Genomic DNA, 10,958 nt, shown 5'->3' on the forward strand with positions numbered 1-10,958 from the left:
ATTTAGCCTTTGATATATTCGTAGCTGACTCTTGGTGTCACGTTACAGAGCAGCTCATAAGGAATAGTACCGGCACATTCCGCGATTTCTTCCACTGGCAAGTCCGGCCCCCACATTTCAACACTGTCGCCAATGGCTATTCCAGCCGCATTGTCACCGATATCAACGGTTATCATGTCCATCGAGACACTACCGACAATACCATAGCGGCGTCCGGCTATCATCACAGGTGTGCCGGCTTTTGCGTGTCTTGGATAACCATCGCCATAGCCCACCGCAATCACGGCTAAATGGGTATCACAAGGACTTTGCCAGCGACTACCATAACCCACTTTTTCACCCGTGGCGATTTTACGGATCGCAATCACTTTAGTGGTTAAACGCATCACCGGCTTGAGTCCATGCTGTGCAGCTCGCCCACCAACCATAGGTGACACGCCATAGAGCATCAGTCCAGGTCTAACCCAGTCACCATGGGCTTGTGGCCAACCTAAAATGCCTGCCGAGTTGGCCAAACATAACGCCTCCTGCTGCGCTGCGACTAAGGTTTGAAACTGCTGTAACTGTTCATTGGTTTTGCTATCTTGCAAATCATCTGCACAAGCAAAATGAGTCATCAAATTAACTTGTGGTTTGGCATTTTTGCAGGCTTTTAAACGTTGATAGAACTCTGCAAAGCGGCTCGGCTCGATGCCCAATCGGTGCATGCCGGTATCCACTTTCAGCCAAGTTGCGATAGGTGCGTCTAGCTGTGCTTGCTCTAATGCCAGTAGCTGTGATTCATCGTGAATAATGGTTTGGAAATTATTGGCAAGCAGAATAGGCAAATCCGTATGGTGGAAAAACCCTTCTAGCAATACGATAGGCTTGGTTAACCCCCCAGCACGCAGCGCCAACGCTTCATCAATACGCGCTACGGCAAAGGCATCTGCCTCTTGCAGATGCTGGGCGATTTTCACTAAACCATGGCCGTAAGCGTTGGCTTTTAGCACCGCCATCACTTTACTGTGCGGCGCAATTTCTTTGGTGCGCGCTAAATTAAAAGCAAGCGCCTGTAAATCAATTTCTGCTGCTACTAAACGCATTAATATTCATCATCAAAGGCCGGACCGGCGTAATTATCGAAACGTGAGTATTGTCCTTGGAAAGTTAACCTAACCTTACCGATTGGACCATTACGCTGCTTACCTATGATAATTTCGGCAATGCCTTTGTCTGGGCTGTCTTCGTGATAGACCTCATCACGATAAATAAACATGATTAAGTCGGCATCCTGCTCGATAGAGCCTGATTCACGTAAGTCCGAGTTGACTGGACGTTTGTCTGCCCGTTGTTCTAGGGTACGGTTTAGCTGTGATAGCGCCACCACAGGGCACTGCAATTCTTTAGCTAAAGCTTTTAATGACCGCGAGATCTCGGCGATTTCTAACGTCCGATTGTCGGACAAGCTCGGCACGCGCATCAGCTGCAAATAGTCGACCATGATCATGCTAATGCCACCATGATCTCGGGCAACACGGCGCGCACGCGAGCGCACGTCGGTGGGGGTCAAACCCGACGCATCGTCGATATACATTTTACCTTTGTCCATCAACAACCCCATGGTTGACGACAAACGCGCCCAGTCATCATCGTCTAACTGACCAGTACGAACTTTGGTTTGGTTAATACGACCAAGTGACGCAAGCATCCTCATCATGATCTGCTCTGAAGGCATCTCTAGAGAGAAGATAAGCACAGGTTTATCTTGCGTCATCGCAGCATGTTCACACAAGTTCATGGCAAAAGTAGTTTTACCCATCGATGGACGTGCTGCGACTATGATCAAGTCTGATGGCTGTAAACCCGCAGTCATCTTATCGAGATCAGAATAACCACTGCTGACCCCAGTCACGCCATCTTGCGGTGATTGGTACAACTCTTCGATTTTATCGACGGTTTTTTCCAAAATCGCATGAATACTTTGCGGACCTTCGGTACTTTTAGAACGCTGCTCAGCAATTTTAAATACTTTACTTTCAGCTAAATCGAGCAGCTCATGACTGTTGCGGCCTTCTGGGTTAAAACCCGCTTCTGCGATTTCGTTAGCCACCGCTATCATTTCGCGCACGACTGCGCGCTCACGTACGATAGACGCATACGCATCGATGTTCGCCGCACTCGGAGTATTTTTAGCAATTTCAGCAAGATAGGCAAAACCACCCACACTACTGAGCTGGTTGTTCTTTTCCAGCATTTCCGAGATGGTAATAAGATCGATTGGTTGACCCTCTTCCACTAATCTTTCCATTGCTTGGAAGATAAGCTTATGGGTACGGGTATAAAAATCTTGCGCTACTACCAGCTCTGCAACGCGGTCAAATGCCTCGTTGTCGAGCATTAAGCCACCGAGTACAGACTGTTCGGCTTCGATTGAATGGGGTGGGACTTTTAACGATTCGACTTGTTTATCCGGTCTTGCCATTTTGCTGATTACCTGGGTCTCATGACCTTTGAATAGACCCTCTATTCTATCGGCTCAAACGCAATCTGCAAACCGATTCCCACAATAACTGTACACAGAAATGAAATAACCGCCAAAACCCACTTATAGCGGATCTTGGCGGTGTAGGGATTAATGCGATTTTATGGTGATAGTCCCACTGACCGTGTCAATTTCGACATTACCTTTGCCACCTTCGGTACTAAAGCTAAGCCGCTTAGATGGGCCGTATTTCGCTTTCGATGCTTTTTCATCGCTAAGTTGGTTGCGAATACTACCACCAGCATGAGTCTGGATATCAAAGTTTGCCGACACCCCTTTTGGGAGTAAAAGCGTCGCATCACCACTTACGCTATTCATGTCAATGCGCGCATCGTCAGCCAATTTGAGTACTTTGATGGTCGCCTCACCATTGACGGTATTAAAATCAAGCTCAGCTAAGTCTTCTAAAGTAAGCTCCACCTCACCGTTCACGTTTTCAAATTTAACCTGGTGGGCTTTACTGTGGCTTTCAATTTCGCCATTCACCGCATTAATACGCAGATAACCAGACGAGGCCTTGTCGTTGATATTGCCGTTGACCGTTTCTAAGTGAATATCGCCGTCTAAATTATGACTGTCGATATCGCCATTAACCGTTGCTAAGTTGGTTTTGCCACTTAACTGTTTGGCTTTGATATTGCCATTAACCGTCTTGATACTGGTGTGATTGCTAAGCTCTGCCAAAGTGACATCTAAGCTCACCCCTTCTAATTCCAAGGCGCTTTGCGTTGGCATGTAGATCACGAGTTTAGAGCCATCACCGTCTTTACTAAAGCGGCCATTTCGTTTTGGCATATCGACGATAAATTCGGTGATTTGTCCGCGTGTTTCGAGCTTATAGCCTTTAGCTAAGTCATCCAGCTCACCGCTGACTTTAAAGCTGGCTTCATTCCAAGCACGGATCTCTACCTCACCGCGGTCATTTTCGATAATAATTTTGCCGTCTTTTGGCACGTCGATTTGCCGATCAATTTGCTCTCCCGCCAAAGCCAGCGACGAAGCCAATAATCCAGGCACCAGGGCCAAAGTACACATGATGTTTTTCATAGCTTTCTTCCTAAATCTGTTGCCATTGGGGCTGATGAACTTTATTAATTAAGTCAATTTGTTGCTGATAAACTTGTGACAACATACGCAGCAGCGCGGCATTTTGCGGATCGCTTTTTAGCGCTTGTTTAATCGCCTGCTCAGCTGATTCAAGCTCAGCCAATTGTACTTGCCAGTTATCTGTCAAGGCAGGCTGACCGGCGTATTGCACTAATAAACCTTGTTTTTGCGTTTCAAACACATCGCTTATCACCAACATGTTGTCTGGCTGAGTTTTTAAGGTCAGTGACCAACTCACTGCGGCGGCGCCAATACAGGCCGCCACACCAAGCCAAGGTCTATGATTGGTCTTTTTAACGGCAACCTGCTGCTCTTGATTGACTGCGCGTTCAATGCCAGTCCATAAATCACGTTGCGGCTCTAGCGCTTCTGGCAGTTGTTTTAATTCACGCTGTAAAAAAGCGTCAAAAGATTCTTTACTCATTCTCATACCACTCCTGCATTAGCTGCCGTGCGCGATGAAACTGCGATTTACTCGAGCCCACTGCCATACCTAACATGTCTGCAATTTCCTCATGGCGGTAACCTTCTACGGCGTGCAGTACAAACACTAAACGCGCCCGCTCGGGCAAACGCACTATCAATTTATCTAGCCCACCCAGCATTGGACATTCACTTAACGCTTCGACGTCCATGCCATTGTCTTCAATGCTCACCACTTTCTGTAACCAGCTTTTTTGTTTACGCAGATAACTCACCGCGATATTACTGGTCACACTGTAGAGCCAAGTGCTGAACTTCGATTGACCTTGGTACTGGCCAATTTTGTGCCAAAGCTGAATAAAGACTTCCTGACTGACATCTTCAGCATGTTCTCGGTCCGCTGTCAGACGCAGGCTTAGGGCGTACACCTTATTGCCATAGCGCTCGTACAAGCTGGCAAAAGCTGACTGACAGCCGCTTTGACAGCGAGTGATCAAGACTTGCTCCTGCTCATCCAGAAATGCTTGTTTGGCATCAACCAACATATTGATTTTCCGTATTAATAGTTTTTATTGTCAGCTTTATAGTAAGGTTACTTGCTATACGCCTGCAATACCAAGTAATGTGGCTACAGCTCAGTAACGTGTAATTAAGCTGATTTGACTAATAAGACGCGGCTAGATCACAGAAGGTTTAAAGCGGTGCAAAAAAAAGCGCTATTTTTTATTAATAGCGCTTTTTGAGATTATTTGGCGTCTTCACTGGTTTCGTCTTTGGCAACAGGTTCGCTGTTAGGTTTATAAGACCAACCCAGGAAAGTGACTTTAGCAGGCTTTTTGACCCCACTGCCATTGCCAATTTTGAGGTTCTTTAAGGCACTGTCAAAGTGCACACCACTGCCACCACTGGCATTGATGGATGCCCCTCGTACTGTACCAAACAGCTCACCGCTGCCCTTAAGCGTGATAAGCGAGGTCGGCGCATAGATGGCTGCGTAGAGGTCGCTATCGCCACTAAAGATAAAGCCATCGTTACCTTTATAGGAGGAGAAAAAGCTCAGTGATGGAAAACCACTCGCAGTGATCCCTTCTTTTTCAGCCACCACTCGCGCACTGGCGCCTAAATTGACTTTACCCGTAACAAACACAGTTAAACTGCTATTTTTGGCTATATTAATACGAGTATCGCCCGACATGGTAAAGTTACCATCAACAAGCCAAATCACATCACCGTCTTTGATATTGACCACTCCATCACTGGTCAGATTTACCCCTTTGAGGCCAAACACCAATTGTGAGGATTCTTTGTTTTCACCTTTATTTTGCGTAAGGGCGTTGAACAAATAGATAGATTGGCTGCTCGCAGTGCGAATCCCCCCACGGCCATTCTTCACAAAATCCCCTTGCGTTGGAGTAAATTGATAAACTTGCGTTGGCCCCACTGAAAAAGGCGTAAATCTATGACTGTTTTGCATCACCTCTGGCATATTAAAAGGAAGTGCCAAAGGGTCGCATTCTTTGTCAGGGTTGGCAGGGTCGTAATCCGGTGAATTAGGATCATATACTTTTACTGCTGCTACGTTAGGGTTTACCTTAAAGCGACTGTTGCTATAAGGCACACCATTTTGACTATGAGTCGCTGTATCATCAAAGCTGCCTTTGCCGCCGTATTGGATGGCGAACTCATCGTTATCCTGATTCAAGATTTGACTGCCCCATTTCATGGTGGCATCACCATTGGCGCGCACATAGCCTGTGATACTACCGCCACGGTGCATAAAGAAGCCTTGAGTAAGTACATTGCCTTCTACACGCACGCCATTACCGTAGGAAATATCCACCCCAGTATTTGACTGCACATTACCAATAACAGGTGACGAGCCTTTCAGGTAAATAACGCCCGATGCTTGTACATCCCCTTTGATAGGGGAGTGACCTGATAGTACGACGTCAGCATCACCTACCACAGTATTTACATCACCATCATTGGTTTTGGTCTCTTCGTACGTACCTTTCGAGGAGTCATAGCTATCGACCTCACCACTCCCTGATAAGTTAACGCCCTTGCATCCCGTCACTGCATTACCAAAAACGGACTCATTAACCCCAGGTTCAAAGCGAAAGCGTGCCACTATGCTCGCCACAGCGTCTTTTTGATGCCGAGCACCGATGCTGGTGATTTCTAGCTCGCCACTGGCACTAATCGCCAATGTGGAATCAAACTGCGCATCACTACCAACCAAACCTTGCCCAGTATGTTTGCCATGCTCATCCACCAAACGCTGTAAGGTGAGTGTTGGGTCTCCTGACAACTGACGATTCAGCTCGTTGATATGGTCATATACCCCTTTTTCCGCCAGTAAACGCGCATTGAGGTCTTTTTGAAAGTTACCACTCAAACGCTCTTGTACTATGGATTCTTTTAAGGCTGCGAATACCACGACACTGGCCATCGCCGTCAACACCATGACTGTCATCAGCGTAAAACCGCGTTCTCTACGCATGCAATACCTCTACGTTATTGACCAAAAAGTACTACGGAAACGCGCGACGGACGACTGACTGCGTTGCCGCAATATCGATGCGCACCCCAGCAGCCATAGGTGCTGGCATATTTTTCGCTTGGATAGTAATACTTGTTAATTCAGCATTTTGTGCAAACGTTAAAGCAGCTAAACCCTTCAACAATTGCACCTTACCGTTACCAACATCACACACCAAAAACTCACCTTCTTGTTGATAAACTTCGGTATACGCTGTGGTGATAACCGAACCAGTACAACTGATCGTATTGGCGTCCTGCGTAATAGTGAGTACCGCACCTGCGTTACTCACCAAAGGAGTTGATGTTGCTTGTTTGATGCTGCGGGTTAAAACCTGGTTGCTATAACGCACGACTTCTTGTGCCAATTCCAACTCTTTACTCACCACAATCGTGCTTTTAATTGCGGAGTAAGACATTGCCACACCCGAAAGCAAAAAAGCGCCAGCAGCTAAGGCAACCATTAACTCAATTAAGGTGTAACCCTTATGTACCTGCTGGTGCAACATAACAACTCGCTGGCATCGTTGGAAACTGTGCATTCAAGGCAACTGCATTGGCGCTTTGATCTGTCATCCGAGCATCATGCCAAGTAATTTCAATCAACATTTCTGTACTGAAACTGGCTGGTAAGTTTTTGAAGGCAAAGATGCTGTCTTGTGGCTGAATAGCAGCAACAAACGCCGCTGACTGCCAATAATTGCCCGGCGCGTGTTGAAGCGCACATAAATTAACCCAAGTTTGCTCTATCACATTTTGTGCTTGGATCAACGCCAAAGTATAGTGGTAACTATTGGTCGCCAGTTGCAAGGACTTGAGCTGCGTCGCGGCAAGGCCGAGCAATGCAACTCCTGCCACGACAATTGAAATCATAATTTCTAGTAGGGAAAAACCCTGCGCTTGCTTTATTGCTGGTTTTAACATGTCGCGGCTCCCGCAACCAACCAGCTTTGCCCACTGATCAAACTGCAAAAACGATAATCTGTAGTACTAGTATCATTATCTGTGATCAGAATATTGCTTGGTGCACTGACACCGCCACTTGAGTCAAAACTCACTGCGCTCAAATTGATACTTAAGCTGCTGTGCTCAAGCGAAAAACGCCTGAGTTCAACGTCTTTACCGGCGATACTTTCCACCACACACCAACTTCCATCAACCACCTTCAATTGCAAAGACGTATCGCGTTTTACCGCTTCACTGCGAGCAAACCGATATAAAGCTTGTACTTGGTTAGCTTGCGTGACAATCCGGTCTTGTTTGATTTGTTGCACAAATGAAGGCATGGCAATGACAGCTAAAATAGCCACAATGGCGACTCCTATCATCAGCTCCATTAAAGTAAAACCACGCTGCTTCATAGCGTTACTTCCAACAATCATCGCTACTGGGTGTTTTGACACCTTGTTGATTAAAACTAAGTGCACCACATCTATCTGCTGCCTGCGCAGAGCCGGATTTAGGCGTGGCAGTCAATACAAACGCGCGATAACGGTCAGGGGTCACTTCTTCACTTGGGGTATAACTTAGGTCGTAATAATCACCTATGGTTGCGCTAAACGTTTTCGGATAGCCACCCTGACGACTATAAATGCGCTCCAATGCAGCAGCTTGTTGCAACACGAGTTGTTGCGCTTCGCTGCGACGGCTTTCTTGCAAATAGCGACTGTAACTTGGCATGGCCAAGCTGTATAAAATACCCAATATCGCGAGTGCGACAAGAATTTCCACCAAAGTGAAACCCGCTGTTTGAGCATGTGATGATGTAAAGTGCCGATGATTGCGCAATCATAACCTCCAAACCAAAGATGATAGCGCTGTCATTCAATCATGACATTTTTGCTATTCATTTGTAAATCAAAATACTGCATCCTTTTGCAAGGATATCATGAGTATAAGTAACTTTAACAGGTACAACGCATTACATATATCAACGCGTGTTAGTCTGTTCCTTGGACTGGTTATTATTATGAGCTTTTTGAAAAGGAATGCCGTACACAAGTGCACGGCATTCTTAGCTTTAAGCTTATATCCACAGGCAGGAGCCTATGGATAAATTAATTAAGCTTCAGCAATAACGATTACTTTGATCGTCGCAGTCACTTCGTTATGAAGTTGGATAGCAACGTCGAATTCGCCAGTTTCACGGATTACACCGTGTGGAAGACGAACTTCTGACTTAGCTACTTCTAGGCCAACCGCAGTGATAGCATCAGAGATATCACGAGTACCGATTGAACCGAAAAGTTTACCTTCGTCACCAGCTTTAGAAACCAGAGTTACTTCTGCAAGTGCAGCTAGTTTCTCAGCGCGAGCTTGAGCAGCAGCTAAAACTTCAGCTACTTTTGCTTCAAGATCAGCACGGCGTGCTTCGAAAGATTCAACGTTAGCTTGAGTCGCTGGAACTGCTTTACCACGTGGGAAAAGGAAGTTACGAGCGTAGCCAGATTTAACAGCAACCTGGTCACCCAAGTTACCTAGGTTTGCGATCTTGTCTAGTAGAATAACTTGCATGTCTCTACACCTTTTAAAAACTGTTAAACCGCTGCTTACTTGTGTAAGTCAGTGTATGGAAGAAGGGCTAGGTAGCGAGCGCGTTTGATAGCTGCTGCTAACTGGCGCTGGTATTTAGCGCTAGTACCAGTGATACGGCTAGGTACGATTTTGCCACTTTCAGTCACATAGTTTTTAAGAGTAGCCAGATCTTTGTAATCGATTTGTTGTACGCCTTCTGCTTTGAAACGGCAGAACTTACGACGTCTGAAATAACGTGCCATGAGTAATTCCTCAATTAATTCTTTCAATATGCTGGGCATGCAATACCAGTTGACTCAAGCCGTTACGGCTTTCGTGGCGATTTAAAAAACCGCTAACTTGTACTACCTGACCAACGTATAAATGCTGTGTTTGAGCCTGAATTTCTTCACCACTGGCAATCACTTGGAGTCGAACATAACTTTGTCGCTCCAAACCCGCTTCAATTTGTGTGGAACGATGTTCCAAAACAAACTGACAATGCGCAATGCCAGCAGGACTTTGACTATATTTAGGTGTTTTACACACTACACCGGATAATATGAATTGATTGCTAAACGGATTTGTTTGCATCATTCCCTCATCCGAGCCAAAGGTTCAGAATCAATAACGATTAAGCAGATGCTGCTTCTTTTTTCTCTTCTTTTGCAAGAGGAGATGCTTCAGTTACTGCGTTTTTAGTACGCATAACTAGGTTACGAAGCACTGCATCGTTGTAGCGGAAAGAAGTCTCTAGCTCGCTGATAACTTCGTATGGCGCTTCAACGTTCATAAGAACATAGTGTGCTTTGTGAAGCTTTTCGATTGGGTATGCCAATTGACGACGACCCCAGTCTTCTAAACGGTGGATAGTACCGCCAGCTTCTGTGATAGCACCAGTATAACGCTCGATCATACCAGGTACTTGCTCACTTTGATCCGGGTGAACCATGAATACGATTTCGTAATGACGCATGGATATTCCTTACGGTTAATTAAGCCTCGTCCCGTTTCGGCCGGTCGGGTTAAGGCAAGGAACGATAGTTACAAGGCCGAAAGAGCGCGTATTTTACGCGTAGCATTAAAATTAAGCAATAAGATTTATTTAAAGGGGCTAAGGAAATTATACACTAGAGGGTATCGGGAATTTTATCTTGGAGAGATTGGAGCGGCACACGAGGTTCGAACTCGTGACCTCAACCTTGGCAAGGTTGCGCTCTACCAGCTGAGCTAGTGCCGCTTCATATTTAACTCTTTGTTTCTAGATTTAGACCCAAACTAGGTTGCGTCTATTTCTATGCAGCTGAGCTAGTGCCGCTTCATATTTAACTCTTTGTTTTTAGATTTAGAATCAAACTAGGTTGCGTCTATTTCTATGCAGCTGAGCTAGTGCCGCTTCATTAAGTTACTTCGAATTTTAATCACTTGAAGTGAGTGTTGGAGCGGCACATGAGGTTCGAACTCATGACCTCAACCTTGGCAAGGTTGCGCTCTACCAGCTGAGCTAGTGCCGCTTCATATTTAACTCGTTGTTTTTAGATTTAGACTCAAGCTAGGTTGCGTCTATTCCTATGCAGCTGAGCTAGTGCCGCTTCATATTTAACTCTTTGTTTTTAGATCTAGACTCAAACTAGGTTGCGTCTATTTCTATGCAGCCGAGCTAGTGCCGCTTCATAAAATTTACTTCAAATTTAAACACCGAAGTGAGTGTTTGGAGCGGCACATGAGGTTCGAACTCATGACCTCAACCTTGGCAAGGTTGCGCTCTACCAGCTGAGCTAGTGCCGCTTCATAAAATTTACTTCAAATTTAAACACCGAAGTGAGTGTTTGGAGCGGCACACGAGGTT

At 45.8% G+C, this 10,958-nt stretch carries 14 protein-coding genes and 3 tRNA genes; all 17 read right to left on the reverse strand.

Annotated elements, in window-relative coordinates; genetic code table 11:
• Positions 1 to 2: 2 nt before the first annotated feature.
• Positions 3 to 1,085, reverse strand: a complete 1,083-nt coding sequence (gene alr, locus ACFOEE_RS14065; protein ID WP_377125436.1) for an alanine racemase — start codon at positions 1,083 to 1,085, stop codon at positions 3 to 5.
• Positions 1,085 to 2,464: a replicative DNA helicase gene (gene dnaB / locus ACFOEE_RS14070; RefSeq protein ID WP_377125439.1), complete on the reverse strand. Its 1,380-nt coding sequence runs from the start codon at positions 2,462 to 2,464 to the stop codon at positions 1,085 to 1,087. The genes alr and dnaB overlap by 1 nt, the downstream gene beginning before the upstream one ends.
• Before the next feature lie 150 nt (positions 2,465 to 2,614).
• Positions 2,615 to 3,571 (reverse strand): DUF4097 family beta strand repeat-containing protein, encoded by a 957-nt coding sequence (locus ACFOEE_RS14075; protein WP_377125442.1) that lies wholly within the window; start codon positions 3,569 to 3,571, stop codon positions 2,615 to 2,617.
• Positions 3,572 to 3,581: 10 nt separating this feature from the next.
• Positions 3,582 to 4,055 carry a hypothetical protein gene (locus ACFOEE_RS14080; protein ID WP_377125445.1) on the reverse strand — a complete coding sequence of 158 codons (474 nt, stop codon included), beginning with the start codon at positions 4,053 to 4,055 and terminating at the stop codon, positions 3,582 to 3,584.
• Complete coding sequence (locus tag ACFOEE_RS14085; RefSeq protein WP_377125448.1) at positions 4,048 to 4,599, reverse strand: RNA polymerase sigma factor; 552 nt, start codon at positions 4,597 to 4,599, stop codon at positions 4,048 to 4,050. The genes ACFOEE_RS14080 and ACFOEE_RS14085 overlap by 8 nt, the downstream gene beginning before the upstream one ends.
• Before the next feature lie 200 nt (positions 4,600 to 4,799).
• Positions 4,800 to 6,557 carry a DUF7305 domain-containing protein gene (locus ACFOEE_RS14090; protein ID WP_377125451.1) on the reverse strand — a complete coding sequence of 586 codons (1,758 nt, stop codon included), beginning with the start codon at positions 6,555 to 6,557 and terminating at the stop codon, positions 4,800 to 4,802.
• A gap of 31 nt (positions 6,558 to 6,588) precedes the next feature.
• Complete coding sequence (locus tag ACFOEE_RS14095; protein WP_377125454.1) at positions 6,589 to 7,104, reverse strand: PilW family protein; 516 nt, start codon at positions 7,102 to 7,104, stop codon at positions 6,589 to 6,591.
• Positions 7,082 to 7,519 (reverse strand): type IV pilus modification PilV family protein, encoded by a 438-nt coding sequence (locus ACFOEE_RS14100; RefSeq protein ID WP_377125457.1) that lies wholly within the window; start codon positions 7,517 to 7,519, stop codon positions 7,082 to 7,084. Before ACFOEE_RS14100 ends, ACFOEE_RS14095 begins: the two co-directional genes overlap by 23 nt.
• Positions 7,513 to 7,956: a GspH/FimT family pseudopilin gene (locus ACFOEE_RS14105; RefSeq protein ID WP_377125460.1), complete on the reverse strand. Its 444-nt coding sequence runs from the start codon at positions 7,954 to 7,956 to the stop codon at positions 7,513 to 7,515. The genes ACFOEE_RS14100 and ACFOEE_RS14105 overlap by 7 nt, the downstream gene beginning before the upstream one ends.
• Before the next feature lie 4 nt (positions 7,957 to 7,960).
• Positions 7,961 to 8,383: a type IV pilin protein gene (locus ACFOEE_RS14110; protein WP_377125463.1), complete on the reverse strand. Its 423-nt coding sequence runs from the start codon at positions 8,381 to 8,383 to the stop codon at positions 7,961 to 7,963.
• A 273-nt stretch (positions 8,384 to 8,656) separates the two neighbouring features.
• Positions 8,657 to 9,109, reverse strand: coding sequence for a 50S ribosomal protein L9 (gene rplI, locus ACFOEE_RS14115; RefSeq protein ID WP_377125466.1), 453 nt, complete (start codon positions 9,107 to 9,109; stop codon positions 8,657 to 8,659).
• 35 nt (positions 9,110 to 9,144) lie between these two features.
• A complete protein-coding gene (rpsR, locus tag ACFOEE_RS14120) occupies positions 9,145 to 9,372 on the reverse strand; it encodes a 30S ribosomal protein S18 (RefSeq protein ID WP_005493466.1) in 228 nt (75 codons plus the stop codon).
• A 10-nt stretch (positions 9,373 to 9,382) separates the two neighbouring features.
• Entirely contained in the window at positions 9,383 to 9,706 is a 324-nt protein-coding gene (gene priB / locus ACFOEE_RS14125) for a primosomal replication protein N (RefSeq protein WP_377125469.1), read from the reverse strand.
• Between the two features lie 37 nt (positions 9,707 to 9,743).
• Positions 9,744 to 10,085 (reverse strand): 30S ribosomal protein S6, encoded by a 342-nt coding sequence (rpsF, locus tag ACFOEE_RS14130; protein WP_377125472.1) that lies wholly within the window; start codon positions 10,083 to 10,085, stop codon positions 9,744 to 9,746.
• A 188-nt stretch (positions 10,086 to 10,273) separates the two neighbouring features.
• Positions 10,274 to 10,349, reverse strand: a tRNA-Gly gene (locus ACFOEE_RS14135).
• Positions 10,350 to 10,547: 198 nt separating this feature from the next.
• Positions 10,548 to 10,623 (reverse strand) — tRNA-Gly (locus tag ACFOEE_RS14140).
• A 198-nt stretch (positions 10,624 to 10,821) separates the two neighbouring features.
• A tRNA-Gly gene (locus tag ACFOEE_RS14145) sits at positions 10,822 to 10,897 on the reverse strand.
• Positions 10,898 to 10,958: the final 61 nt, after the last annotated feature.

This window comes from Pseudoalteromonas fenneropenaei, from assembly GCF_042643375.1.
GTDB classification, from domain to species: Bacteria; Pseudomonadota; Gammaproteobacteria; order Enterobacterales; family Alteromonadaceae; genus Pseudoalteromonas; species Pseudoalteromonas fenneropenaei.

Coding starts and splice junctions, on each gene's coding strand:
- rpsF (WP_377125472.1), bottom strand. CDS start 10,085: ATGCGTCATTACGAAATCGTATTCATGGTTCACCCGGATCAAAGTGAG.
- rpsR (WP_005493466.1), bottom strand. CDS start 9,372: ATGGCACGTTATTTCAGACGTCGTAAGTTCTGCCGTTTCAAAGCAGAA.
- dnaB (WP_377125439.1), bottom strand. CDS start 2,464: ATGGCAAGACCGGATAAACAAGTCGAATCGTTAAAAGTCCCACCCCAT.
- ACFOEE_RS14080 (WP_377125445.1), bottom strand. CDS start 4,055: ATGAGTAAAGAATCTTTTGACGCTTTTTTACAGCGTGAATTAAAACAA.
- rplI (WP_377125466.1), bottom strand. CDS start 9,109: ATGCAAGTTATTCTACTAGACAAGATCGCAAACCTAGGTAACTTGGGT.
- alr (WP_377125436.1), bottom strand. CDS start 1,085: ATGCGTTTAGTAGCAGCAGAAATTGATTTACAGGCGCTTGCTTTTAAT.
- priB (WP_377125469.1), bottom strand. CDS start 9,706: ATGATGCAAACAAATCCGTTTAGCAATCAATTCATATTATCCGGTGTA.
- ACFOEE_RS14105 (WP_377125460.1), bottom strand. CDS start 7,956: ATGAAGCAGCGTGGTTTTACTTTAATGGAGCTGATGATAGGAGTCGCC.
- ACFOEE_RS14100 (WP_377125457.1), bottom strand. CDS start 7,519: ATGTTAAAACCAGCAATAAAGCAAGCGCAGGGTTTTTCCCTACTAGAA.
- ACFOEE_RS14090 (WP_377125451.1), bottom strand. CDS start 6,557: ATGCGTAGAGAACGCGGTTTTACGCTGATGACAGTCATGGTGTTGACG.
- ACFOEE_RS14075 (WP_377125442.1), bottom strand. CDS start 3,571: ATGAAAAACATCATGTGTACTTTGGCCCTGGTGCCTGGATTATTGGCT.
- ACFOEE_RS14085 (WP_377125448.1), bottom strand. CDS start 4,599: ATGTTGGTTGATGCCAAACAAGCATTTCTGGATGAGCAGGAGCAAGTC.
- ACFOEE_RS14095 (WP_377125454.1), bottom strand. CDS start 7,104: ATGTTGCACCAGCAGGTACATAAGGGTTACACCTTAATTGAGTTAATG.